23 protein-coding genes are annotated in these 24,610 nt (G+C 72.8%); 17 read left to right on the top strand and 6 right to left on the bottom strand.

Annotated elements, in window-relative coordinates; genetic code table 11:
• The first annotated feature begins 6 nt into the window (after positions 1-6).
• The 4 genes from JYA75_RS13670 (at position 7) to JYA75_RS13685 (ending at position 3,721) form a co-directional block, all read left to right on the top strand.
• The gene (locus JYA75_RS13670; RefSeq protein ID WP_006947180.1) at positions 7-1,068 is read left to right on the top strand and encodes a DNA-directed RNA polymerase subunit alpha; all 1,062 of its coding nucleotides are present in this window, start codon (positions 7-9) and stop codon (positions 1,066-1,068) included.
• 31 nt (positions 1,069-1,099) lie between these two features.
• The gene (rplQ, locus tag JYA75_RS13675) at positions 1,100-1,672 is read left to right on the top strand and encodes a 50S ribosomal protein L17 (RefSeq protein WP_029544902.1); all 573 of its coding nucleotides are present in this window, start codon (positions 1,100-1,102) and stop codon (positions 1,670-1,672) included.
• Between the two features lie 110 nt (positions 1,673-1,782).
• Positions 1,783-2,625, top strand: coding sequence for a tRNA pseudouridine(38-40) synthase TruA (truA, locus tag JYA75_RS13680; protein ID WP_174824784.1), 843 nt, complete (start codon positions 1,783-1,785; stop codon positions 2,623-2,625).
• A gap of 91 nt (positions 2,626-2,716) precedes the next feature.
• Entirely contained in the window at positions 2,717-3,721 is a 1,005-nt protein-coding gene (locus tag JYA75_RS13685) for an alpha/beta hydrolase family protein (RefSeq protein WP_168579857.1), read from the top strand.
• A 274-nt stretch (positions 3,722-3,995) separates the two neighbouring features.
• Here JYA75_RS13685 and JYA75_RS13690 read toward each other — a convergent pair whose 3' ends face one another.
• Together JYA75_RS13690 and JYA75_RS13695 are read right to left on the bottom strand one after the other, a co-directional pair.
• Positions 3,996-4,163 carry a hypothetical protein gene (locus JYA75_RS13690; protein ID WP_155948273.1) on the bottom strand — a complete coding sequence of 56 codons (168 nt, stop codon included), beginning with the start codon at positions 4,161-4,163 and terminating at the stop codon, positions 3,996-3,998.
• Positions 4,164-4,330: 167 nt separating this feature from the next.
• Entirely contained in the window at positions 4,331-5,473 is a 1,143-nt protein-coding gene (locus JYA75_RS13695; RefSeq protein WP_006947196.1) for an acyl-CoA dehydrogenase family protein, read from the bottom strand.
• 57 nt (positions 5,474-5,530) lie between these two features.
• On the opposite strand from JYA75_RS13695, the gene JYA75_RS13700 reads away from it, so the two are divergent.
• Positions 5,531-6,112 carry a TetR/AcrR family transcriptional regulator gene (locus JYA75_RS13700; RefSeq protein ID WP_006947198.1) on the top strand — a complete coding sequence of 194 codons (582 nt, stop codon included), beginning with the start codon at positions 5,531-5,533 and terminating at the stop codon, positions 6,110-6,112.
• 18 nt (positions 6,113-6,130) lie between these two features.
• Positions 6,131-6,697 carry an NAD(P)H-dependent oxidoreductase gene (locus tag JYA75_RS13705; protein ID WP_029544898.1) on the top strand — a complete coding sequence of 189 codons (567 nt, stop codon included), beginning with the start codon at positions 6,131-6,133 and terminating at the stop codon, positions 6,695-6,697.
• On the opposite strand, the gene eccE is transcribed toward JYA75_RS13705, so the two are convergent.
• Positions 6,685-8,322, bottom strand: a complete 1,638-nt coding sequence (eccE, locus tag JYA75_RS13710) for a type VII secretion protein EccE (protein WP_006947202.1) — start codon at positions 8,320-8,322, stop codon at positions 6,685-6,687. The genes JYA75_RS13705 and eccE overlap by 13 nt on opposite strands.
• Positions 8,323-8,427: 105 nt before the next feature.
• On the opposite strand from eccE, the gene eccB reads away from it, so the two are divergent.
• The gene (eccB, locus tag JYA75_RS13715) at positions 8,428-9,882 is read left to right on the top strand and encodes a type VII secretion protein EccB (protein WP_168579856.1); all 1,455 of its coding nucleotides are present in this window, start codon (positions 8,428-8,430) and stop codon (positions 9,880-9,882) included.
• Here the strand turns inward: eccB and mycP are convergent.
• Positions 9,849-11,237: a type VII secretion-associated serine protease mycosin gene (mycP, locus tag JYA75_RS13720; protein WP_050035524.1), complete on the bottom strand. Its 1,389-nt coding sequence runs from the start codon at positions 11,235-11,237 to the stop codon at positions 9,849-9,851. The two genes, eccB and mycP, sit on opposite strands and share 34 nt — an antisense overlap.
• Before the next feature lies 1 nt (position 11,238).
• The gene (gene eccD, locus JYA75_RS13725; protein WP_203330105.1) at positions 11,239-12,723 is read right to left on the bottom strand and encodes a type VII secretion integral membrane protein EccD; all 1,485 of its coding nucleotides are present in this window, start codon (positions 12,721-12,723) and stop codon (positions 11,239-11,241) included.
• Between the two features lie 248 nt (positions 12,724-12,971).
• Between eccD and eccCa the strand changes: the two genes are divergently transcribed.
• From eccCa to JYA75_RS13775, 10 genes are all read left to right on the top strand, one after another.
• Positions 12,972-16,955 carry a type VII secretion protein EccCa gene (gene eccCa, locus JYA75_RS13730; protein ID WP_203330106.1) on the top strand — a complete coding sequence of 1,328 codons (3,984 nt, stop codon included), beginning with the start codon at positions 12,972-12,974 and terminating at the stop codon, positions 16,953-16,955.
• Positions 16,937-18,277: a type VII secretion-associated protein gene (locus JYA75_RS13735; RefSeq protein ID WP_231385919.1), complete on the top strand. Its 1,341-nt coding sequence runs from the start codon at positions 16,937-16,939 to the stop codon at positions 18,275-18,277. The genes eccCa and JYA75_RS13735 overlap by 19 nt, the downstream gene beginning before the upstream one ends.
• 131 nt (positions 18,278-18,408) lie before the next feature.
• Positions 18,409-18,750, top strand: a complete 342-nt coding sequence (locus JYA75_RS13740) for a WXG100 family type VII secretion target (RefSeq protein WP_231772664.1) — start codon at positions 18,409-18,411, stop codon at positions 18,748-18,750.
• A gap of 81 nt (positions 18,751-18,831) precedes the next feature.
• Entirely contained in the window at positions 18,832-19,131 is a 300-nt protein-coding gene (locus JYA75_RS13745) for a WXG100 family type VII secretion target (RefSeq protein ID WP_006934921.1), read from the top strand.
• A 223-nt stretch (positions 19,132-19,354) separates the two neighbouring features.
• Entirely contained in the window at positions 19,355-19,798 is a 444-nt protein-coding gene (rplM, locus tag JYA75_RS13750; protein WP_006934922.1) for a 50S ribosomal protein L13, read from the top strand.
• A complete protein-coding gene (gene rpsI, locus JYA75_RS13755; protein ID WP_006934923.1) occupies positions 19,795-20,301 on the top strand; it encodes a 30S ribosomal protein S9 in 507 nt (168 codons plus the stop codon). The genes rplM and rpsI overlap by 4 nt, the downstream gene beginning before the upstream one ends.
• Before the next feature lie 175 nt (positions 20,302-20,476).
• On the top strand, positions 20,477-21,814 hold the full coding sequence (glmM, locus tag JYA75_RS13760; protein ID WP_006934924.1) for a phosphoglucosamine mutase: 1,338 nt from the start codon (positions 20,477-20,479) through the stop codon (positions 21,812-21,814).
• A 134-nt stretch (positions 21,815-21,948) separates the two neighbouring features.
• Positions 21,949-22,275: a hypothetical protein gene (locus JYA75_RS13765; RefSeq protein ID WP_006934927.1), complete on the top strand. Its 327-nt coding sequence runs from the start codon at positions 21,949-21,951 to the stop codon at positions 22,273-22,275.
• A 13-nt stretch (positions 22,276-22,288) separates the two neighbouring features.
• Positions 22,289-23,548, top strand: a complete 1,260-nt coding sequence (locus tag JYA75_RS13770) for a hypothetical protein (RefSeq protein WP_203330107.1) — start codon at positions 22,289-22,291, stop codon at positions 23,546-23,548.
• Entirely contained in the window at positions 23,545-23,715 is a 171-nt protein-coding gene (locus JYA75_RS13775; protein WP_006934931.1) for a hypothetical protein, read from the top strand. The genes JYA75_RS13770 and JYA75_RS13775 overlap by 4 nt, the downstream gene beginning before the upstream one ends.
• Here the strand turns inward: JYA75_RS13775 and JYA75_RS13780 are convergent.
• The gene (locus JYA75_RS13780; protein ID WP_006934933.1) at positions 23,688-24,533 is read right to left on the bottom strand and encodes a dienelactone hydrolase family protein; all 846 of its coding nucleotides are present in this window, start codon (positions 24,531-24,533) and stop codon (positions 23,688-23,690) included. The two genes, JYA75_RS13775 and JYA75_RS13780, sit on opposite strands and share 28 nt — an antisense overlap.
• Between the last annotated feature and the right edge of the window lie 77 nt (positions 24,534-24,610).

Here is a 24,610-nt window from a genome sequence, read left to right on the forward strand (position 1 = left end):
CACTCCATGCTCATCTCGCAGCGACCCACCCTCAGCGAAGAGGTCATCGCCGACGACCGCTCGAAGTTCGTCATCGAACCCCTCGAGCCCGGTTTCGGGTACACCCTCGGCAACTCGCTTCGTCGCACCCTGCTGTCCTCGATTCCGGGCGCGGCCGTCACCAGCATTCGCATCGACGGCGTGCTCCACGAGTTCACCACGGTCCCCGGGGTCAAGGAGGATGTCACCGACATCATCCTGAACCTCAAGGGCCTCGTGGTCAGCTCGGAAGAGGACGAGCCGGTCACCATGTACGTCCGCAAGCAGGGCCCCGGCACCGTGACCGCGGGCGACATCGTGCCCCCGGCCGGTGTCACCGTCCACAACCCGGACCTGCACATCGCCACCCTGAACGACAAGGGCAAGCTGGAGATCGAGCTCGTCGTCGAGCGCGGCCGCGGCTACGTCCCCGCTGTTCAGAACAAGGCATCCGGCGCCGAGATCGGCCGCATCCCGGTCGACTCGATCTATTCGCCGGTGCTCAAGGTGACCTACAAGGTGGAGGCGACCCGCGTCGAGCAGCGCACCGACTTCGATCGGTTGATTCTCGACGTGGAGACCAAGAACTCGATCACCGCGCGGGACGCGCTCGCCTCGGCGGGCAAGACCCTGGTGGAGCTCTTCGGTCTGGCCCGTGAGCTGAACGTCGAAGCAGAAGGCATCGAGATCGGTCCCTCGCCCGCCGAGGCCGACCACATCGCCTCCTTCGGACTCCCCATCGAGGACCTCGACCTGACGGTCCGGTCCTACAACTGCCTCAAGCGCGAGGGTGTGCACACCGTCGGTGAGCTCGTGGCACGCACGGAGTCCGATCTGCTCGACATCCGCAACTTCGGTCAGAAGTCCATCGACGAGGTGAAGGTCAAGCTGCACTCGCTCGGCCTCTCCCTCAAGGACAGCCCCGCGTCCTTCGACCCGAGCACCGTCGCCGGCTACGACGCCGCGACCGGTACCTGGAGCGACACGGACGCCGGTTCCTTCGGCGACGCCGAGGGGAACGAGGACTACGCCGAGACCGAGCAGCTGTAGCAGCTCACGGTCCGTTACTAGGAGATTCATCATGCCCAAGCCCAAGAAGGGTGCCCGCTTCGGCGGGTCGGCCTCGCACCAGAAGGCGCTGATGGCCAACCTGGCCACCGCGCTCTTCGAGCACGGCCGCATCACCACCACCGAGGCCAAGGCCAAGGCCCTGCGGCCCTACGCCGAGAAGCTCGTCACGCACGCGAAGGCCGGCACGCTGGCCAACCGTCGTGAGGTGCTGAAGGTCATCCGCAACAAGGACGTCGTCCACACGCTGTTCGCGGAGATCGGCCCGTTCTACGAGGACCGCAACGGCGGCTACACCCGCATCGTCAAGACGATGCCGCGCAAGGGTGACAACGCTCCCATGGCGATCATCGAGCTCGTCAAGGAGAAGACGGTCACGTCCGAGGCCGACCGCGCCCGGCGCGTCGCCGCCTCGCAGAGCGCGCCGGCCACCGAGGCCCCGGCCGAGGAGAATGTGGTCGAGGCCGTCGAGGCCGACGCCACCGACGCGCAGGTCGAGAACGCGGACGCCGTCGTCGACGCGATCGAGGACGAGAACGCCACCGCGGCCGACGCCAAGGACGCCGACGAGGCCAAGAAGGACTAGTCCACTTGGTTTCGGCATCCGCTGAAGCGAACGAGCCCGTCGCCCCCCACGGGGGCGGCGGGCCCGTTGCTATCGAGAACCCTTCCGCCGTCGCCGTGGACACCACCCGGCTGCGGCTCGACATCGCCTACGACGGCACCGACTTCTCCGGCTGGGCGCGTCAGCCCGGACGGCGGACGGTGTGCGGGGAGATCGAGGAGAAGCTCGGTGCGATCGTGCGCGCGCCGGTGCAGCTCACCGTCGCCGGCCGCACCGACGCCGGGGTGCACGCCTCCGGTCAGGTCGCGCACGTCGACGTCCCCACCGCCGCGATTCCGGACGACCTCGTCCGCCTGGTGCGCCGTCTCGCCCGGTTCCTGCCCCGCGACGTCCGCATCACCGGCATCTCCGTCGCCCCGCCGCACTTCGACGCCCGCTTCTCGGCGATCCGCCGGCACTACGAGTACCGGCTCACCACCGCCGTGTACGGGGCGGACCCCCTGCGGGCCCGCGACACCGTCGCCTGGCCCAAGCCGGTGGACGTGGACGCGATGCGCGCGGCGTCGACCTCGCTGCTGGGCCTGCACGACTTCGCGGCCTTCTGCAAGCGGCGCGACGGGGCGACGACGGTCCGCGAACTGCAGCGCTTCGACTGGACGGTGTCCGGCGGTCGCGCGGCGGGCGCCGGTCCGGACGTCGGCGTGATCCTCACCGCGCACGTGAGCGCGGACGCGTTCTGCTGGTCGATGGTGCGCAGCCTCGTCGGCGCGGCGCTGGCCGTGGGGGAGGGGCGGCGCAGTGTCGAATGGATGACCGCACTGCTCGACGAACGGGAGCGTGCCGCGGCGGTGGCCGTGGCCCCGGCGCACGGGCTCAGTCTCGTCGGCGTCGACTATCCCGCCGACGACGACCTCGCGGCGCGCAACGCGGCCACCCGCGAGATGCGCGGGCCCATCAGCCCCGGCTGCTGCTGACCTGCGGCCGGGCCGGCCGGTGATATGTTCCGACGAGCACGTCCCCCGGCCGGCCCGGCCGGGGGATCGGCGTGTGAGAGGGAGGCACCCATTGCTCGACTTGCCCGCGATCCGGCGACGGGGTGCGACGGTGGCGGTGGCACTGCTCGCCGCGACGTCGCTGCTGACGGCACCGGCGCTCGCCCAGCCGGCTGCGGATGCGGACCCGGCCGGTGCCTACGTCGATCACGTGGAGGAGCGGACCGCGCGCGACTGGGTGCTGCACGTGTACTCGCCGTCCATGGACCGGGTGATCCCGGTCGAGGTGATCCGGCCCGCGGACACCTCCGCGGCGCGACCGACGTTCTACCTGCTCAACGGCGCCGGTGGGGGTGAGGACGCCGCCAACTGGCGGGACCAGACGGACGTCCGCGAGTTCTTCGACGGCAAGAACGTCAACGTCGTCACTCCCGTGGGCGGCGCCTTCGCGTACTACACGGACTGGATCCGCGACGACCCGAAGCTCGGCCGGCACCGGTGGGCGACGTTCCTGACGTCGGAGTTGCCGCCGGTCGTCGACGCGGTGCTGGGCGCCGACGGCCGCAACGCCGTCGCGGGGATGTCGATGTCGGGCAGCTCGGTGCTGGCCCTCGCCCAGCAGTCGCCGGGGCTGTACGAGGCGGTGGCGTCCTACAGCGGGTGTGCACAGACGAGCAGCGACCCGGGGCGCAGCTACGTGGAGGCCGTCGTCACCCTCGGCGGCGGCGACGTCGAGAACATGTGGGGGCCGATCGGCGGACCGGGGTGGATCGCCAACGATGCGGCGCTGAACGCGGAGAAGTTGCGCGGCACGACGCTGTACATCTCGTCCGGCGGCGGTCTGCCCGGCCCGCACGAGGCGGCGTGGGGCGGGCAGGTGGATCCGGTCGACCTGGTCGTCCTCGGATCCATCGAGGCGGCCACGGCCCAGTGCACCGAGCGGCTGCGGCGGACCTTCGACGAACTCGGGATCGAGGCGACCTTCAGCACGGGCGCGCAGGGCACGCACTCGTGGGGTTACTGGCAGGACGCGCTGCACGAGTCCTGGCCGATCCTCGCGGAGGCGATCGGCGCGTAGCGCGGCCCGGCACGCGTGACGGAAACAGCAAGGGGGCGAGGTCGGATGACCTCGCCCCCTTCGCTACGCGTCGAGGCGTCTCTCAGATCAGCCAGCTGAGGAAGGAGAGCACGTGGTCGATCAGGGAGCCGAGCGAGCCGAGCAGCATGGGAATTACCTCCGATGTCGATGTACAAATCCTGGACGTACGTCCAACAAGATCTAAGTACAGGCTGTCCGCTTTGCCCAGAAAATGTGACGCAGGATACCGAGGGGAACGGCGAGGGGTCGGAGGTCAGTCCGCGATCATCCGGAGCAGGGCCGCCACCGCGCGGAACGGCAGCGACAGGAGCCGCAGGAACAGGACGCCGAGCTCGGCGAGTGTCGCCACCGTGTCGGCGGCGTCGGCCGCCCACTCCATCCGGTCCGCGGCTCTGCGGCCCCGCCTACGGCGTCTGTCCACCGGCGCACGGTAGCAGGTGGTTCGCGAAATCTGACAGGAGGATGTTTCAGATTCCACGGCAGGAGTTATCCGGGCGGTGTCGGGGTGCGCGAGCCGCCGGGGAGGACGGCCGCGCGCCCCGACGCCACCGGGAGTGCGCGCCCCGGGGCTGCCGGGAGTTCACACCGTCAGCCGGCCAGGTGCCGCGCGATGACCAGCCGCTGGATCTGGTTCGTGCCCTCGAAGATCTGGGTGATCTTCGCGTCCCGCATGAAACGTTCGACGGGGAAGTCGCGGGTGTAGCCGTAGCCGCCGAGCACCTGCACGGCGTCGGTGGTCACCTTCATCGCCGCATCGGTCGCGACGAGCTTGGCGACCGACGCCTGCCGCGAGTAGGGCAGGCCGGCATCCTTGCGGCGCGCGGCGTCGATGTACGTCGCGCGGGCCGAGTCCACCGCGGCGGCCATGTCGGCGAGGACGAACCCGAGTCCCTGGTGGTCGATGATCTTCTTGCCGAACGCCTTGCGCTCCTTGGCGTATGCGGTGGCCTCGTCGAGCGCGGCCTGCGCGAGACCCACCGCGACGGCCGCGATGCCGAGCCGGCCCGAGTCGAGCGCGCTGAACGCGATCGGCAGGCCCTGGCCCTCGGCGCCGATGCGGCGCTCGCCGGGTACGAACGCGTCGTCGTAGTGGGCGGTGGTGGTCGGGATGGCGTGCAGACCCATCTTCTCCTCGGGCTTACCGAAGCTCAGGCCCTCGGTTCCGGCCGGCACGAGGAAGCAGGAGATGCCCTTCGAGCCGGCGTCGGAGGTCCGGGCGAACAGCGTGTAGAAGTCCGCCTTGCCGCCGTTGGTGATCCACGCCTTCGATCCGGAGATCCGGTAGCCGCCGTCCACGGCCGTCGCGCGGCAGGCCAGGGCCGCGGCATCGGACCCGGCCTGCGGCTCGGAGAGGCTGTAGGCGCCGATCGTGTCGCCGCCGAGCATGTCCGGCAGCCACTTGTTCTTCTGCTCGTCGGTGCCGTGGGTGGCCAGCGCGAAGCACGACAGCCCGTGCACGCTCACCGCGACGGCAACCGCCGCCCAGCGGGCGCCGAGCTCCTCGAGCACCTGCAGGTACACCTCGTACGGCTGGTTGCCGCCGCCGAATTCCTCCGGGTACGGCAGGCTCAGCAACCCCGCCGCGCCGAGGGCCGGGAAGACCCCCTCGGGGAACGTCTCGGTGCGCTCGTGTTCGACGACCCGCGGGGCGAGAACCTTGTCCGCGACGTCGCGGGTCAGTTCGATGAGGTCGTAGGCCTCGGGGGTGGGCAGCAGGCGCTCGACAGGCACGGCAGACTCCTCGATCGGAAATAGTACTGAGAACGATACTGCAGTACTGTATGAAGTATGACAAGAGCGGGGATCCGACGCGGCACGGCACGTCAGGCGCAGCTGTTCGACCAGCTCGTCGCCCTGTTCCTCGCCGCGGGCTTCGCCCACTTCACCCTCGACGACATCGCCGCCCGCCTGCACTGCTCGAAGTCGACGCTCTACACCCTCGCCGAGAGCAAGGACCGCCTCGTCCGCGCGGCCACCGTGCACTTCTTCCGTGGCGCCACCGAACGCGTCGAGGCCGAACTCGACGGCCACACCGGCGCCGCCGACCGCATCCGCGCCTACCTCGAAGCCGTCGGCCGGCAACTCGAACCCGCCTCCGCGCAGTTCATGGAGGACATGGCCGCCGCCCCCACCGCCCGCGAGGTCTACGAACGCAACACCCGCCTCGCCGCCGAACGCGTCCGCGACCTCATCGCCGACGGCGTCGCCGCCGGCGAACTGCGCGACGTGCACGCCGCGTTCGTCGCCGACGTCGTCGCGGCTGTCATGGTCCGCATCCAGCAGCGCCACGTCGCCGAGGCCACCGGCCTGCCGGACGCCCAGGCCTACCGCGAACTCGCCGCCCTCCTGACCCACGGCCTCACCGCCTGAGCCGCCTACCATCGGCCCATGGACGCCGAAGCCCCGATTCGTCTCGAGATCGTCGTCGCCAGCGTGCGCGCCGGACGGATCGCCCCCGTCGTCGCCGACTGGTTCGCCGCCACCGCACGGCAGCGCCCCGAGTTCGACGTCGGCGTGCTCGACCTCGCCGACACCCCGCTGCCGCAGGATCTCTCCGGCGGCCCTGAGGCCGAGGCGTTCACCCGGCGGATCGAGGCGGCCGACGCATTCGCCGTCGTCACCTCCGAGTACAACCACGGGTACCCGGCCGCCCTCAAGACCGCCATCGACACCGTCAAACGCGAATGGCGCACCAAGCCGATCGGATTCGTCTCCTACGGCGGGCTCTCCGGCGGGTTGCGCGCCGTCGAGCAACTCCGGCAGGTCGTCGTCGAGGTGCACATGGTCCCGGTCCGCGAATCGGTCAGCTTCCACCGCGTCAAGCACGCCTTCGCCGCCGACGGCACCACCACCGACGGCGCCGCGATCGACGCCGCGCAGCGCATGTTGAACCAGCTCGCCTGGTGGGCGCGGACCGTGCGCGCCGGGCGGGCCGCCCAGCCCTACCCCGGCTGAGGGACCCGGCTCAGCGCGGGCGCCGGCTGCGCGGCACGTGGACGGCCGATGTACGCGGCCTCGGCGTCGATGCTCACCAACGACAGCGACAGCCGTCGGCCACCCGCCGCCAGCACCACCCGATCGCCGGCCGCTCCGGGCTGCAGGATCGACACGTCCGGGCGCTCGCGCGGCCACCGATCCGGATGTGCGTGCACGTGGATCGCGGTCGTCCCGGCCGGGACCGTCGCCGGCCGCACGCCGTCGTACACGATCGTGTCGAAGCCCCGATCGTCGCCGGCCAACCGCAACCGGTCCGGACCCGCCGCGGCCAGCAGGGGACGCCAGGCCCGGGCGCGATCGGTGTGGATCACCACGCGGGCGCCCGTCGCCACCGCCCGGAACACCACTTGCTGCGCCAGATACAGCTCCCCGGCGACATACACGGTGCGCACCCCCCGGCCGGTCAGGCGGACGGACACGGCCGCACCGGACTCGTCCGCGCCGAGCAGCTGCCCGCATCCCGTCACCGGCAGCGCCAGGGCGTCGACGTCGGCGAGGTGCCTGGTGCGCAGCGGGATCAGATCCTCGAGCCCCACCGCGGCCGTCGGGATCGACGCCAGCAACCCGTCCAGTTCGCGGCTCCACAGCCGTCGGGTGCCCGGCATCCGGATCCTCGGCTCGGGCGTGCGGCTCGTGCCGCGCACCGACGCTCCCACCCGCACGGCTCCCGGCTCGGCGCCGGGGCGCAGCCGAACCGCGATCGTCGCCGACGACAGTGACTCGGACCAGACCCGGGTCATGATCGCCCGGTCGAGGTGCCCCGGCTCCACCACCGCGGCGCGACTGTAGCCGCCGGGAAGCCGTACTGCGCCCCGATCCTCCTCGAGCAACGCCGGATCCGCGCACCCGGCGACGGACTCCACCGCCCCGGCGATCTCTCCCGCGCCGAGGATCCTCGCGGTGTGGTGCTGCTCCGCCAACGCGCGCACGACGCGCCGCGCCGCGGCGGTCACCGCGCGCGCCGCGCCCTCCGAGCCGCCGCCACGGCGGGCCACTGCGGCCGGGCAGGCGACGGAGTCGAACCGCAGCGCGAGCCACACGGTGCACGTCGCGGCGGCGGGCAGCGGCCCGATCAGGCGCTCGTACGCCGCACCGGCGGCGGTCTCGTCGCACACCCGGCTGCCGTGCACGATGACGTCGATTCCGTCGAGGCCGACGTCGTGCGTGGCGAGGCACGCGGCGATCGCGGCCAGCGGAAGCCGGCGCAGCGGTTCGGCCCGATCTCGTGTCAGCCGGGTGAGCTCGCCGGCCGTCGGTACCAGCTCGACCACCGCCACGACGGCGGTGCCGTCCCAGCACACCCCGACCGGTCGATCGTCGCCCGCCGCGACGTCGACGATCACCGGGCCGGACCGCAGCGAACGGCGCCGGAACCGCCACCACAGCCGCCCCCATTCGACGGCGTCGAGTCCGTGGACAGGCACCGCCACCGCCAGCGCGGCCAGTACCGCCACGGTCACCGCAGCGGGAAGCGGAGCGCCCGTCGCCGCCGCCGTCGTCGCGCCGATCACCGCCGCGCACTGCGCCCGCACCACCGTCACCACGCAGCGGCGCCGCGGCCGCCGGAAGATCCCATCCTGCACGACGATTCCCCCGTTCCCACCCGAGCGACGGCCCGGCCCCCCCGACGTTCCCGGGCGGAACTGTACTGTGTTGCGGCGGAGGGGGCGTCGTACGGGGGAGGATCGATGGGAGCGCAGCCGACCACGCGCTGGCAGGTCAACGGCTACCGATTTCTGGTGCGCCGCATGGAACATGCACTGGTGCGGCGAGACGTGCGGATGATCCACGACCCGATGCGGTCGCAGTCGCGTGCCCTGGCGGTGGGCGCCGTCCTCGCCTGTGTCGGCCTCGCCGGCTGTGCCGCGCTCGCTCTGCTCCGCCCGCAGGACAGGATCGGTGACGCGGCGATCGTGGTGGGACGCGATTCCGGCGCGATGCTGGTCACGATCGACGGCGCCTTCCACCCGGTACTCAACCTGGCCTCCGCCCGTTTGGTGCTCGGGCGGCCCGAGGCCCCCGCCGTCGTCGCCGACGGCGAATTCGAAACCCGGCCCCGGGGGCCCCTCGTCGGTATCCCCGGTGCGCCGTCCGCGCTGGCACACGTCGCGGCACCGCTGCCGTGGACGGTGTGCGACACCGTGACGACCGACGGAAGTCGTTCCGTCACAACGACCGTCACCGGGGGAGAGCCGGCCTACGGCGAGCGCGTGCGGCCTCTCGCCGACGACGAGGCCCTGCTCGTCGCGGCCGACGGCAGGCACCATCTGGTCTACCGAGGCTCCCGCGCCGAGGTGGATCTGGCGGACCAGGCGCTCACCCGCGTCCTCGGCATCGATGCCGGCATGGCACGTCCCGTCGGGCCGGGCCTGCTCGCCGCGATCCCGGAGGTGCCGCGGCTCGAGGCCCCGCGGATCCCCGGTGCTGGCGGCGAACCCGGCTATCCGATCGGATCGCTGACCGTCGGTTCGGTGGTCCGCGTCGCGGTGCCCGACGGGAAGAGGTTCTACGTCGTGCTGCGCGACGGCGTGCAGGAGGTGTCCGAGGCGACAGCGCAGATCGTCCACTTCACCGACTCGCAGGGCGCCGCGGAGATCCCGGCCGTCGCGCCGGATGTGCTGCGCGAGGCTCCGACCGTGCGGGGTCTCGCGGTGGACACCTTTCCCGCTACCGTGCCCACCGTCGTCGATGCCCGCGACCGTCCCGTCGCCTGCCTGACGTGGATCCCGGGGGTCGGCGCGGCCGAACGGTCGCGGTCCGTCGTCGAGGTGTCGGCGGGGTCCGTGCTGCCGCTGCCCGACGGCGCGGTGCCCGTGTCTCTGGCCCAGGCGGACGGCGCCGGGCCCGAGGCCGACAGCGCCTACCTCGCGCCCGGCCGGGGGGCGTTCGTGCAGACCACCTCCGTCGCGCCGGACAGCGCGCGGCGCGGCGCCCTCTTCTACGTGGCCGACACCGGCGTGCGCTACGGGATCGTCGACGCGGAAGCCGCGACCGCCCTGGGATTCTCCGAACCGGTGCCCGCGCCGTGGCAGATCGTCGAACTGTTCGCGCCGGGACCTGCACTCGGGCGGGCGGAGGCACTCGTCGCCCACGACGGTGTCGCGCCGGATCACGACCCGGCGCCGGTCGGCGCCGGCCGCTGACGACGGCGCCGCAGCGGCGCGGTCGCCGACGCCGCCACCCCCAGGACCGCGAGCACCACCGCCGCCACGACGACCGCGACGTCCCTGGGCCGGTGATCCGGCGGCGTCCGCGGTATCGGCGCCGCGACGGCCACCGAGGCCGGCGCCTGCGGACGCCGCTCCCTCGGCGGGGCGGTCACCGCCGCGACGGGGTCGATCACGCCGTGGCCCACCCGCGGATTCCAGCCCTCCGCCGGTGCGTGCGCCGTGGCCTCGATCCGCATCGCCACGGTGCGGGCATCGAGGTGCGGAAACCGCGCCCGTACCAGCGCGACGGTCGCGGCCACCAGCGGCGCGGCGAAGCTCGTGCCGGACACCGGCACCGGGCCCTCGGCTCCCCGGTAGGCGTCGACGAGGCCATCGGCGGTGGGATGCAGGGAAACCACCCCGCTGCCGGGCGCGGCGACGTCCACCCACGGCCCCGGCAGGCTGTAGCTCGACGGTGACCCGTCCGGCTCGACCGAGCCGACCGTGAGTACGTAGTCGTCGTACCAGGCCGGCGAGGCCACGGTCGTGACCGCGCGCCACGGATCGTCTCCCGGCCGGAGAGGATCGAGCCCCTGCGGGTTCGACCCCTGGCAGCGGTCCTCCACGTTGCCGGCTGCGGCCACGACGACGGCGTCCTTCACCTCGGTCGCGTACCGCACCGCCGCCCCGAGTTCGGGGTCGTCGATGCCCTCCGCGGCCGGCGCGCAGGCGACCTCGGAGATGTTGATGACGGTGGCGCCGAGGTCCGCGGCGCGGCGCACCGCCATCGCCATCGTGCGCACGTTGCCGTAGCCGGGCGACGTGCGCGCATCGTGGTCGGCGGGATCCGACCGTCGCGCCGAGAAGTGGCGGCTGGACTGGCGCACGGTGAGGATCCGCGCATCCGGGGCGCCACCGGCGAACCCCGACCCGGGGACCGGCTGCGCCGCGACGAGCCCCGCCACCAGGGTCCCATGGGCGTCGCAGTCCTGCGTCCCATCGCCCGAGGAGACATAGTCGCCCCCCGGTACCAACCCGGGCAGCCGCGCATTGCGGCCCACCCCGGTGTCGATCACCGCCACGAGCTGCCCCGCCCCGCGACTCAGCGGCCACACGGCCGGAAAGTTCAGCACGCGCTGTGGTTCCGGGATCGAGGCGCTGTCGCCGGCGACGTCGACCGTGGTACACGGCGAACGCTGCCCGGTGTCGTCGACGGGCCCGGGTTCCCCGGGCGGGGGCAGGCGCCCGGCATCGACGGGCGGAGGTTCCGCCGCGGCGGACGGGGCCGTTCCGAAGGACGAGGCCGTCAGCACCAGGGCGACGACAACGAGGCGTGCGCCGCGGGCCACGTCAGAACCCGCGGACGGCGGCGTAGAGCCCGGTGACCCAGCAGGCCAACGGCACGATCGTCGCGATCACCGCGTACTCGACCACTTCGGCGGCGCGGCGCTGCACCGGCGTGAACGATCGTCGCGGCGCGACCACGCCGAACACCAGCGCTGCGGTCGCGACGGCAAGGGCGAGGGCGAACACGACGACGGGCGGCGCGGATCCGCCGACCGCGGCCGCGCCGAGCAGGCCCACCGGCACGGTTGCGCCGCCTGCCACCAGCAACGTCGCCTGGCGCGCATCGGTGTAGGTGCGGCCGCGCAGCATGATCACCGCCGCCGCGGCGACGGCGAGGGCGGTGCCGGGCAAGCGGAGACCGTCGCCGGACAGCGGCGCCGCGGCACACCATGCGCCCGCGACGACGAGAACGGCTCCCGCACCGATCAGCCCGGTGAGGTGGTCGCGTGCCCGCGCGGCGGCCGCCGCCAGCTCGCTGGGATCGGGCAGTGACCGGTCCCCGCCGTCCGGGGAGCCCGGTCCGTCCCTGCCGTCTTCGGTCTGCGGCGCGGGGGTCCCGGTCCCGGTCCCGGGACCGGGCACCGGCGGCAACGGCAGGTCGGCGAATTTCATGGCGAGGCGGGGTGCGAATGTCACCGTCAGCAGGGCCGTGACGACGACACCGGCGCCGACCGCGGAGGCGGAGATCCCGGTCGAGGCGGCGACGAGAAATGCGGCCGCGGCGGTCGCGGCGACGGCGGCGACCGCGGTGAAGGGCGCCCTTCCGACGGCGGTCAGCAGCAGGACCAGGGTCGCCACCGCCCCCGACAGGACCGCCCCGAGCATGGGGTGCGCCGGTCCGAAAGAGCCGGGCACCACGAGAATTCCGGTGGCGAAGGCGGCCGGGACTGCGCAGGCGCACAGGAGCGCCGCGGTGCGGTGGTCGTCGCGGGCCCGCCCGAGCAGGATCCCGGCGAGCAGGAGCAGGGCGGCGAGCGCGGCGCAGCCGGCACCGGCGGCCGTCCGGCCGTCCGGGGAGGCAAGTCGCAGCAGGGCCCCCACCCCGACGACCGTCGCGGACAGGGCGACGACCGCCGCGACCGCGGCCGCCGCACGCGGCGACCAGCGGCCCGCGCCGGCCTCGTCCGCCGTCGCGACGCTGTGGGTCACGTCGTCGAACAGCGGGGGTGGCGCAGGTGCCGACGCGTGCTCGAGCACCAGCAGGTCCCCGTCCCGGACGCCGTGCTCGTGCAGGCTCAGCGCGGCGGCGAGACGCGACGATCCGAGACGGGCCAGCGCCCACGCCTCGGGCTCGACCCGCTCGGAGGAGGCGTCGAAGTCGTTGTGGGACCGGTGGGCGGTGACGAGATCGACGACCCCCGGCACGAGCAGTGCGACAGGGACGTCCGCGGGTAACGCGAGGTCGACCTGTGTGTGCTGGGCCAGCACGGTCACGCGGCAGAGTTCGGGCGCGCCGATCCGCCCCGGTTCGGTGTGCGCAGCCGTCATCGTCCATCCCCCCGTCGTCCCCCGACCGTGCTGCGGTCCGGGCCGGGCTCGCCCGCCCGGTGTCGCCCGGACCTCGCGGAGACGATACGACATCGCTTCGCGCAGGCCGTCTTCGCGCCCGCCTGCGTGCCGATGTCGCAGGGGTGCGTTACCCTTCGTCGACCGTGGGGGGACGGCCGTCGTGAGGACGGCCGGCACGGTGCGGGTCGGGGGTGGGGTGTGAGCACGGTGCGGGTCGGGGGTGGGGTGTGAGCACGGTGCGGTTCGTGCGCAGGCCGCGGCGCGAGGTGCCACGCGTGCCGGCGGGCGAGGTGAGAATGCAGGCCCCGCCGGAGATTCCGCGTTCGTCGCCGGGAAATCTCCTGGCGAAGCTGCTGCCCGTCGTGATGGTCGCCGCGATGATCGGCATGGTGGCGCTGATGTTCGGTTCGGGGATGGCGCGAAGTCCGATGTCGCTCGTCTTCCCGCTCATGATGATCGTCTCGATGGTGGGCATGCTCGCCGGCGGCGGCCGCGGAGGCGGGGCGAAAGCGGCCGAGGCCGACGAGGACCGCAAGGACTACCTGCGGTATCTCGATCAGCTCCGGCGGGAGGTCCACGACACCGCAGACCGGCAGCGGAGGGCCCTGGAGTGGACGCACCCCGACCCGGCCGTGCTGTGGACGCTCGCGGGAACGGTGCGCATGTGGGAACGCGACGGAGCCGACGCCGACTTCTGCCACGTGCGGGTCGGGCTCAGCGGCCAGCGCCTCGCAACCCGGCTGATCGCCCCCGACACGGGTCCCGTCGAGGACCTCGAACCGGTGGCGGCCGTGTCGCTGCGCCGGTTCGTGCGCGCGCACTCGGTCGTACCGGCCCTGCCGACCGCGGTGTCGTTGCGGGGGTTCGCGGCGGTGTCGCTCGGCGGCGATCGCCCCGCGGCCCGTGATCTGGTGCGGGCGATGCTGCTGCAACTGTGCACCTTCCACAGCACGGACGTGCTGCGGATCGCCGTGGTGTGCGGTCCGGACACCGCCCCGGAGTGGGAGTGGGTCAAGTGGCTGCCGCACGCCCAGAACCCCGAGATCGCCGACGGTGCGGGCAGCGCCCGCACCGTGTTCGGCTCGGTCCGGGATCTCGAGACCGCGTTCGCCGACCGCCTGACGGGCCGCGGCCGGTTCGTCCGCAACACCCCACCGGTCGACGGTGTGCCCCAACTGGTGATCGTGATCGACGGTGGCGTACCCGGCTCCGGGTCGGGGATCCTCGACGACGGGCTCGACTCCGTCACGGTCCTGGACCTGTCCGCGTCGATGCCCCGGCTGTCGGCCACCCGCGGGCTCGAACTCGTCGTCGGTGAGGGCCGATTGGGTGCGCGCGCCGGCGAACGCGTGGAGACCTTCGCGGTCCCGGACGGAGCGAGCGTCGCGCAGGCGCAGACGGCGGCGCGGCGCCTGGCACCGTACCGCGCCGCCCAGCGGGTCGCCGAGTCCGGCAACGGGGAGAATCGTTCGGCGCCATGGGAAGACCTGCTCGGTCTCGGTGACGTCGCACAGTTCGATCCGGAGCGGGCGTGGTCGCCGCGACGGGGCCGCGACCGGCTGCGCGTGCCGATCGGAATCGGAACCGACGGTGCACCGGTCGAACTGGATCTGAAGGAGGCTGCCGAGGGCGGGATGGGGCCGCACGGACTCTGTATCGGCGCCACCGGGTCCGGGAAGTCCGAACTGCTGCGGACCCTGGTGCTCGGTCTGATCGCGACGCATCCCCCCGATGCACTGAATCTCGTCCTCGTCGACTTCAAGGGCGGCGCAACCTTCCTCGGGCTCGAGTCGGCCGCGCACGTCGCGGCGGTGATCACCAACCTCGCCGACGAACTGGCCATGGTCGACCGGATGAAGGACGCCCTCGAGGGCGAGATGAACCGAAGGCAGGAACTGCTGCGCGCGGCAGGGAACTTCGCGAATGTGGGCGACTACGAGCGCGCCCGGGCCGGCGGTGCCGCGCTGGCTCCGTTGCCGGCGTTGTTCGTCGTCGTGGACGAGTTCTCCGAGCTGCTCACGCAACAACCGGAATTCGCGGAACTCTTCGCCGCGATCGGACGGCTGGGACGATCCCTGCACATGCATCTGCTGCTGGCCAGTCAGCGGATCGACGAGGGCCGGCTGCGCGGACTCGACAGTCACCTCTCCTACCGAATCGGCTTGAAGACCTTCTCGGCCAACGAGTCCCGAAGCGTTCTCGGAGTCCCCGACGCCTACCATCTGCCGCCGTCGCCGGGCACCGGATACCTCAAGTGCGACTCGGCGGAGATCGTGCGGTTCGCGGCCGCCTACGTGTCGGGTCCCTACGAGCCCCGCCGCTCGGGCCGGTCGGTGATCAGGCCGGGCACGGCGACCTCCCGGCCGCGGCTGTTCACCACGGCCGAAGTACCCCTCGCGCACCTCGAACCGGGTCCCGGGCCGGCCGAGCCCGGCGTGGATCCGGTCCCGGCGGAGGAGAGCCGCTCCGTGCTCGATGTCCTGATCGGCCGGGTGCGGGGTCACGGCACCCCCGCGCACGAGGTCTGGCTGCCGCCCCTCGACGCCGCGCCGAGCCTGGACCGACTGGTCCCGCGGTCTCTGCTCACCGGCGACGTGCTGCCGCGGAGCACCCTGCGCACGCCGATCGGCATCGTGGACCGCCCGTTCGAGCAACGGCGGGATCCGCTGCTGGTGGATCTCGCCGGCTCGGCGGGCAACGTGGTCGTCGTCGGAGGGCCGCGCTCCGGCAAGTCGACGGTGCTCCGCAGCCTCGTCCTGTCGATGGCGATGACGCACACTCCCGAGCAGGTCCAGTTCTACTGCCTGGACTTCGGGGGCGGATCCCTCGCCGGGCTCGCGGGCCTTCCGCACGTCGGGTCGGTCGCCAACCGGCTCGACGCCGACCGGGTGCGCCGGACGATCGCCGAACTGACTGCCCTGCTGCGGCGCCGGGAGGGTCGTTTCGGCGCGCTGGGCCTGGAGTCGATGGCCGAACTGCGCCGCCGCCGGGAGGGCGGCGGTCCGGCCGCGGACGTCGATGCCTTCGGCGACGTGTTCCTCGTGATCGACGGCTGGCCCAGCATCCGGCAGGATTTCGAGGCGCTGGAGCCGCAGGTCGGCGTGCTGGCGGCGCAGGGGTTGTCCTTCGGCATCCACGTGGTGCTCACCGCACCGCGGTGGGGCGACGTGCGGCCGGCGATGCGGGACCATCTCGGGACCCGCCTCGAGCTGCGCCTCGGCGACCCCGCCGATTCCGAGTACGGCCGCAAGAAGGCGGCGGCGGTGCCGGAGGGCCGCCCGGGCCGGGGCATCGACCGCCACGGACTGCACGTGCTGTCCGCGCTGCCGCGTGTGGACGGCAGCTCCGAGGTCGTCGACCTCGCGGCGGGACTGGCCGACGCGGTGGCCGCCGTCGCCGCGGCCGCACCGGGCCGCCCCGCCCCGCCCGTGCGCATGCTTCCCGATCGCGTCGATCGGGCCGGGGTGCTCGCGGCGCTCGCGGACCGATCGGCTGCCGGTGGCGCGCCCGGGGAGCGGCGGTTTTTCGTGCCCGTCGGCATCGACGAAGCCGAACTGGCCCCCGTGGGGATCGACTTCTCCGAGCAGCCTCACCTGCTCGTTTTCGGTGACTCGGGTTGCGGCAAGACGACCGTGCTGCGCGGCATCTGCCGCAGCCTCGTGGAGTCCCACACCGGCGCACAGGCCCGCATCATCGTCGGGGACTATCGGCGCACCCTGCTCGGCGTCGTCGAGGGTGAGCATCTCGGCGGATACGCGCCGTCCGCGGTGACGTTGTCGGCGATGGCCCGCGACCTCGCGGCGGTGTTCGAGCGGCGGATGCCCGGTCCCGACGTCACCCAGCAGCAACTGCGTGAGCGCTCCTGGTGGTCGGGACCCGAGGTGTTCGTCGTCGTCGACGACTACGACCTCGTCTCCGCGGCGAGCCAGTCGCCGCTGACGCCCCTGCTGGAGTATCTGCCCCAGGCCAAGGACGTCGGGCTGCACCTCGTCCTGGCGCGCCGCTCCGGGGGAGCCGGGCGGGCTCTCTTCGAGCCGGTCATCGCGCGGCTGCGGGAATTGTCGGCGGCCGGCCTCGTGATGAGCGGCAATCGAGAGGAGGGAGCACTCGTGGGCACCGCGCGTCCGCGCCCGATGCCGCCCGGACGGGGCATCCTCGTGCAACGCGACGGGGAGACGCTCGTGCAGACGGCGTGGCTGCCGCCGCAATGAGCGACGTCCACGCGCTGCACCTGCAGGTCGTCCCGGGTCGGGTGTACGCGCGGCGGTCCGATCGGACCGTGACGATTCCCGCATCGGCTCCCGGCCGTGTCCCCACGGACGACGATGCGCCGCTGGCGACCCTGCTCGGGTACGTCGCGGCGACGGCAGGCGCGCCGGCCGGCCTCGACACGGTGGTGGTGGTCCATCCCACCGAGTGGGGCGAACGTCGGCGGGAGGAGTTGCACACGGCCGCCCGGCAGGTCGCGCGAAATGCCGTCCTCCTGACCGCCGCGGTGGCCGCGCGCCGCGCCGCGCCTGTGGGCGACGGCGAGCGATGCGCGGTCGCGGAGGTCGACGGCGCCGGCGTGACAATGGCGGTGCTGAGCGCCCCCGACGGCGGCGACGTCGACCGCATCGCGCGGGACCCCGACCTCGACGAGGGACTGCTCGACTCGCCGGCGGGAGCCGAGCGGCTGGACCGGCTGATGCGAAACGTGTGCGGTTCCGTCGATCCGGATGTCGTCCTCGTGACGGGGATTCCGGGCGAGCCGCCCGGAATTCCGCTGTGCGAGCGGATCGCCGAGCGGCTCGGCCGCGGCATCCGGGTGATACCGGTCGCCGCGTCCGAGGTGCTGGCCGCGGTGCCGGAACCCCCGGCCGTCCCGTCGGGGGACACGGAGCCGCTCCCACAGTGGCTGCACACCGTGCCGGCCTCCCGGTCGACCCGGCCCGTCCGCCGGATCCGTTGGGCCGTCGTGGCCGTCGTGGCCGTCGTGGCCGCGACGGCCGGCTGGGTGTGGACTGCAGGACAGGGCGCGGACCTGCCCGCGGTGGGCGCGGAGGTTCCCGTCGCCGGCGACTCGGCCGATGAGTCCTCGGCGACGAGACAGCCCATGCCGCGCCCACCTTCGGTTCGTCACGAACTCGGGCCCGTCCGGCTGGAACTGCCGGGGGACTGGAGGGTCCGCGACCCTGTGCCTGCCGGGGCCGAGCGCGTCGAACTCGTCCCCGCCGGCGGGAGGGATCGGCGAATAGTGCTGGTGCACAGTCTTCTTCGCGAAGATATGGACTTGGCCGGCGTGGGGGAGGTGCTGGCCCGGCGCGCGGACGAACGTTCCCCGGTGATCCGTGACCTCGACCCCGACACCACCTTCGCGGACCGCCCGGTGATCGCCTACGTGGAGGCGCCGGACGAATTCTCGCTCGTGCGTTGGTTCGTCGTGGTCGAGTCCGGCATGCAGGTGGCGGTCGGATGCCAATTCCTCGTCGACGAATGGGCGGGAATCAAGAACGAATGCGAGCAGGCCGTCCACACTGTGACGGTGGAGTAGCGGATCGCCCCGTTCGCCGAGCAGGGGAACCCGGCGGACAGGCGCTGCGTCCAATCGGATGTAGGCGCGAACCGGCTTCGGCCACGGTGGGCCGGAGGGATACGGGACGCGGGACGACGGAGGAGACAGGCGTGACGCAACCAGGGCAGGGCAGTTCGAATCGGGTGGCGACCGACGTCGCGACCATGGAGACGGCGGCGCGGCAGATCGAGGACTCCCACGGAGAACTCGAGCAACTGCTCGGTGCGCTGCGCACCACCGTGTCGTCGTCGCCGGACGTATGGCAGGGCCGGTCGGGGATGGCGTTCACCGACGTGATGTCGCGATGGGACCGCAGCGCCCTCCAGCTCAACGAGGCACTGGCCGCGATCGTCGCCGGCATCCGTACCAACGGCCGGGCGTACGAGGACACCGTCCAGGCCCAGGCGCAGTCGCTGAACGTCCTCGGCGACAGCCTCCACGGCAGCTACTGACGCCGCTGCGGGCGGGCCGGTGCGGAACCGCGCATCGGCCCGTGCGCACAACACGACTCACGACTCGAGGAGAACGAACGAATGAGTGGACCCGATGTGATCCGGCAGGACTTCGGTGGCATCGACGACCTGCACACCCGCGTCGTCGGACTGCAGCGCGGCATGAACGACACGCTCGACCGGATCAGGTCACAGGTCGAGCCGCTGGTGCAGACCTGGGACGGGCAGGCCCGGTCCGAGTACCACGTCACCCAGCAGAAGTGGGATCGGGCATCCGCCGAGCTGAATCTGCTGCTCGACCAGATCGCCGTCGCCGTGGCGCGGGGCAACGACGAGATGCGCAGCGTCGAATCCGAGCTGGCACGGAGGTGGCAGGCCTGAGGCGACACGAGTAGCGAGCGACGTCCCGGTGGTGGAGAGGCCGCCGGGACGTCGTGCTGTTTTGACCGTGCACACACCTCCCCGGTATCGTGTGCCGTTGGCGTGTCGTCCGTCGTCGTTGCCTCGTGCGCGGCGAACGTCGCTTCTCGGGTCCCAACTGGCCGCCGGAAGCGATCATCGGCGGCGCGCGGGCCAGCAGCGAAACGATAGACGAGGAAGATCTGTGTCTACGTACACACCGAAGGCCGGCGACGTGACCCGCCAGTGGCACGTCATCGACGCCACCGACGTGGTGCTCGGCCGCCTCGCGGTGCAGGCGGCGAACCTGCTCCGCGGCAAGCACAAGCCCACTTTTGCCCCCCACGTGGACGGTGGCGACTTCGTCGTCATCATCAACGCGGACAAGGTTGCCATCTCCGGCAACAAGAAGCAGGACAAGCTCCTGTACAACCACTCCGGCTACCCGGGCGGCCTCCGGTCCCGCACCGTCGGTGAGGTTCTGGAGAAGAACCCGGACCGTCTGGTGGAGAAGGCCGTCACCGGCATGCTCCCGAAGAACAAGCTCGGTCGCGCGATCGCGAAGAAGCTGAAGGTCTACGCGGGCCCGAACCACCCGCACACCGCGCAGCAGCCGGTGCCGTTCGAAATCAAGCAGGTGGCGCAGTGACCGAGAACGTGAACGAGAACTACAGCGACGAGTACACCGACGCCGAGAACGTCGAGGTCGCCGCGGACGAGTACGTGGCCGAGGAGGCCGCTCCGGCTCCCGCGCCGATCGTGTTCGACCGCCCGGTGCAGACCGTCGGCCGCCGCAAGGAGGCCGTCGTCCGCGTCCGCCTCGTGCCCGGCACCGGCAACTTCGTGCTCAACGGCCGCACCATCGAGGACTACTTCCCGAACAAGGTGCACCAGCAGCTCGTCAAGTCGCCGCTGGTCACGGTCGAGCGCACCGAGCAGTTCGACGTGCATGCCCGCCTGCACGGCGGCGGCCCGTCGGGTCAGGCCGGCGCCCTGCGCCTGGCCATCGCCCGCGCGCTGATCGAGGTCACCGCCGAGGATCGCCCCGCGCTCAAGCGCGCCGGCTTCCTCACGCGTGACCCGCGTGCCACCGAGCGCAAGAAGTACGGCCTGAAGAAGGCCCGTAAGGCACCGCAGTACTCCAAGCGCTGATGTGCCGCCGACGCTGACCTCGTCAGCCTCGGCTCCTGTTCGACCACGAGAGCAGGCGCCGGTAGAGAATTCCCTACCGGACGCCTGCTCTCGTGCATTGACGTACTTTTTGCGACAGCAGGCGGCGCCCGCGGACGGCGGAGACCGCATTTCTCGACGTGGAGGACTTTGCTCGATGGGTCGGATGTTCGGCACCGATGGCGTGCGAGGCTTGGCGAACGCCGAGCTCACGGTCGAACTGGCGGTACGGCTCGCCGGGGCGGCCGCGACCGTGCTGGCAGGCGGTGCCGAGGGCCGGCGCCCCGTCGCGGTGGTGGGCCGCGACCCCCGTGCCAGCGGGGAGATGCTCGAGGCCGCCGTGACCGCGGGCCTGACCGCGGCCGGCGTCGACGTGTTGTCCGTCGGGGTGCTGCCCACCCCGGCTGTCGCGTTCCTGACCGGGGCCTACGACGCCGACCTCGGCGTGATGATCTCCGCGTCGCACAACCCCATGCCGGACAACGGCATCAAGATCTTCGCGGCCGGCGGTCACAAGCTCGACGACGCCGTCGAGGACCGTATCGAGGCCATGCTGCACGGTGCGGGCGGGGTCGCCCGCCCCACCGGCGCGGGCATCGGCCGGGTGCGGACCGCCGACGACGCCGCCGACCGCTACCTCGCCCACCTCGCGACGGCGGTGCGCATGCCGCTGACGGGCCTGACGGTCGTGGTGGACTGCGCCAACGGCGCTGCGTCGCGCGTCGGGCCGGCCGCGTACGCCGCGGCCGGGGCCACGGTCGTCGCGCTGCACGCCGACCCGGACGGGCTCAACATCAACGACGGCTGCGGTTCGACGCATCTCGACGGCCTCCGGGCCGCGGTCGTCGAGCACGGCGCCGACCTCGGTCTCGCGCACGACGGCGACGCCGACCGGTGCCTCGCGGTCGATGCGACGGGCACCGTGGTGGACGGCGACGCGATCATGGCGATCCTCGCCCTCGGGATGCGCGAGGCCGGCGAGCTGCACGCCGACACGCTCGTCGCCACTGTGATGAGCAACCTCGGCCTGCACCTGGCGATGCGCGAGGCCGGGATCACGGTCGTGACCGCCGGCGTCGGCGACCGATACGTGCTCGAGGAGCTGCGCCGCGGCTCGTTCAGCCTCGGCGGCGAACAGTCCGGCCACATCGTGCTGCCGGCCCTGGGAACCACCGGCGACGGGGTGCTCACCGGCCTGCGCCTCATGGAACGGATGGTCGCGACCGCTTCGCCCCTCGCGGAGCTCGCCGCGGTCATGCGCACCCTGCCGCAGGTGCTGGTGAACGTGCCCGTGTCGGACAAGGCCGCGGTGGCCAAGGCTTCCGTCGTCGCGGACGCCGTTGCCGCCGTGGAGCGGGAACTGGGGGAGACCGGGCGGGTGCTGCTGCGTCCGTCGGGCACCGAACAACTGGTCCGGGTGATGGTCGAGGCCGCCGACGACGCGGTGGCCCGTGCTCTCGCCGATCGTCTCGCGGGAGCGGTCGCCTCCGTCTGACGGCACCGATCCGACGGCCTCCATCTGTCGGCCTCCATCTGTCGGCCTCCATCTGTCGGCTCTGCCCCGCCGGGGAACCGATCCGCCTCCCGCTGCGTCGAACCACCTGGGGGGACGAGGGAGGGGGCGGCGCGGTGCGTGACGGGGTGGGGCTCGACGGTGCGGCGGTCCGGGTGATCGCCGAGGGCCTGGCGGACTCGGCCGCCGAGATCGACTGGCATGCGCGTGCGTGCCGCGCCGTCGGCTTCGGTCCGGACGCGGCCGGCGACCGCTACCGGTCCGAGGCCGAGGTCGTGCGAGCGCGCTACGACGGGCTGCATCGGGCGGTCGCGGAGTGGTCGGCGGCGACGGCCGCCCGCGCGGAGGCGCTGCGGCGCGCGGCCGGGGGGTACGCGTGGCTGGAGCGGGAGTCCGAGTCGGTCCTGCGGGCCGTCGACCTGCCGCCGACGGGGCACCGGTGACCGGAGGAGGCCGGTGACCGGGGGCGGGCAGCGGCTCGACCTGGTGCTCGACGGGGGCCGCGTCGGGTTGCGCTTCTTCGCCGAGCATCTTCCCCGCGCCGAGCGCTGCGCCCCCGGCCTGCCGTCCTGTGCGCAGTTGCGGGAACGCTACGACGAGCAGCGCGGCACGGATCCGGCCGTCCTGCTCGCGGACGCCGACGTGTTCGCCCGGCTCGAGGGTGCCCTGGGTGCCGAGGTCGCGCGGCAGCGCTCCTACGTCGACGCCTTGGCGGCGGCCTGGACCGGAGGCGGGGCGGTGGGTGCGGCCGACGCGCTCGACCGTCATGTGGCGGTCGGCGAGGACCTGCAGGCACGGCTCGGCGCCGCACGTCGCGCGCTGACCGACGCGGCGGCCGCGGTGCTCGCGATCGTCGAGGAGAAGTCCCGGGCGGCCGCCGAGTTCGCCGACACGACCGTCGGCGGGCGCACCGTCGAGGAGATCGACGCGATTCTGGCCGGCGCCGCGGGCGGCGACGGCCCGACGACAGCCCAGCTCGCCGCCTGGGATTCGGCGCTGGGCCCGGCCCCCGAACGCGCGGCTGTCACGCAATGGTGCGGGCGGTGGCGCGACGAGGTGTTCCGGCCCGGGGTGGAGACGGCCGTCGAGTCGTTCCTCGACCTGTGCGACGACACCGACCGAGCGGTGCGGGCGGTACTCGCCGAACTCGCCGCGACGCTGGCGCCGCCGGATCCCGGCCCGCGGAGCGTGGCTCCGGTGACCGATCCGTGGTCGCCGTGTGGGGCGGCGACGGACCTGGTGGCCGCGGGGCTGCGGCTGGCGACGGCCGTGGGCGAACTCACAGGCGCGGTCCTCGGTCTGGCCACGACCGTGGTGGAAGAGGTTTCCGAGGCCGTCGAGCCGGCCGGCCCGCCGCAACCGCAGCCGGAGCGTCCGCTGTCGTCGCCGCCGCCGGATCCGGCACACCCGCCGTCGCGCACACCCGCCCCCGAGACCCCGGCCCCCGCCGCCGGAGGGACGGGAACGGACCCCGACACACCCGGCGCCGGTGTGGGCGACGACACGCCGCCCACACCGCCCGACGAGCCGCGGCGACCGGACGAACCAGGTGACGGCGGAGCGCTCGGTCCCGCGCCGGCCGGGATGCCCGGCACGCGGGCGGACACCCCCGCGCGGCGGCCCGCGTCGGCGGAACCTGCTGGTGAGAGCGTCGAAGCGGGCCCCGAGGAGGAGCCTGCCGACGGCGTGGTCCTGGCGGAGGCGGGGCCGCTGTGACCGGACGGTTCGAACACATCGTCGCCGAGCACCGGGACGCGGTCGAGCGCCGGCTCGAGAACCTGCGGCGCCTCCGGGAACCCCGTGAACTCGCCGCCGGCGCGACGCGCGGGCCGGCGCCGGCCGTCGAAGAGGAGTTCTATCGCCCGAGCAGCTGGTTGATCTGAGTGCCGAGCTCGCGGTCGATCGCGTCGGGCTCGGTGAGCACCTCCGAGCCGGGAAGCTCGGCCTCGGGGTCGGCGAACGGCGCGTAGGTCTTGTCGCCGGCGAGCCGGTACAGCAGATATCCGGTGAGCAGCGCGCGGGTGACCTTCTGGGTGTTGCGCTGGGCGCCGCCGACGCCGAGGAAGGCGAGCAGGCGGCGGCCCTCGATCATGCCGTCGTCGGTGGCCTTGTGGACGGACCGCATCAGCATCTCGCCGCCCCAGGCCTGGGCGACGGCGACGGCATCACTGCCCATCGAGCCGAGGTCCTTCTCGGCGGCGAGCACGAGCCCGGGCGCGTGCACACGCGCGGCCAGGACCGAGGCCGGCGGCGACGTCGGGGCCGGGTAGAGCGCGGCGACGGCGGCCACGTCGCGCCGGGACGCCGCAAGTACCGCAGCTCCCGCGCCCATGCCGTGGCCGATCAGGCCGAGACGGTCGGGGTGCACGCTGATCCGTCCGGTGCCCAGGCGCACGCCCACGCAGATGTCGAGGGTGGTGCCGAGGTCGGCGGCCAGGCCCAGGTGCGACGGGATCGGCCCGCGTTCGGTGCTCGGGGCGGCCACGACGATGCCCCACGAGGCGAGGTGTTCGAACAGCGCCGAGTACTTGTCGAGACCGGTCATCCAGCCGTGGCCGAACGCGACGGCGGGCAGGCCGAAGCCCTCGGCGGGGGTGTAGACGATGCCCGGCTGACCTGCGAGAGCGAGGTTGCCGCGCAGCACCGTGTGCGGTCCGCGCTTCGAGAGCCGCTGGGCCAGGGATTTCGGTTTCGCCGCCACGGCGTGAACGTTAGCCGATGATCAGCTTCGAGCGTGCCACCCGCCGGGACGTGGACGAGTTGTTACCGGCGGGTCGC

This window comes from Rhodococcus sp. PSBB066 (assembly GCF_017068255.1).
In the GTDB taxonomy this organism is placed as follows: domain Bacteria; phylum Actinomycetota; class Actinomycetes; order Mycobacteriales; family Mycobacteriaceae; genus Rhodococcus; species Rhodococcus aetherivorans.

Coding starts and splice junctions, on each gene's coding strand:
- JYA75_RS13670 (WP_006947180.1), top strand. CDS start 7: ATGCTCATCTCGCAGCGACCCACCCTCAGCGAAGAGGTCATCGCCGAC.
- rplQ (WP_029544902.1), top strand. CDS start 1,100: ATGCCCAAGCCCAAGAAGGGTGCCCGCTTCGGCGGGTCGGCCTCGCAC.
- JYA75_RS13700 (WP_006947198.1), top strand. CDS start 5,531: ATGACAAGAGCGGGGATCCGACGCGGCACGGCACGTCAGGCGCAGCTG.
- JYA75_RS13705 (WP_029544898.1), top strand. CDS start 6,131: ATGGACGCCGAAGCCCCGATTCGTCTCGAGATCGTCGTCGCCAGCGTG.
- eccB (WP_168579856.1), top strand. CDS start 8,428: ATGGGAGCGCAGCCGACCACGCGCTGGCAGGTCAACGGCTACCGATTT.
- eccD (WP_203330105.1), bottom strand. CDS start 12,723: ATGACGGCTGCGCACACCGAACCGGGGCGGATCGGCGCGCCCGAACTC.
- JYA75_RS13745 (WP_006934921.1), top strand. CDS start 18,832: ATGAGTGGACCCGATGTGATCCGGCAGGACTTCGGTGGCATCGACGAC.
- glmM (WP_006934924.1), top strand. CDS start 20,477: ATGGGTCGGATGTTCGGCACCGATGGCGTGCGAGGCTTGGCGAACGCC.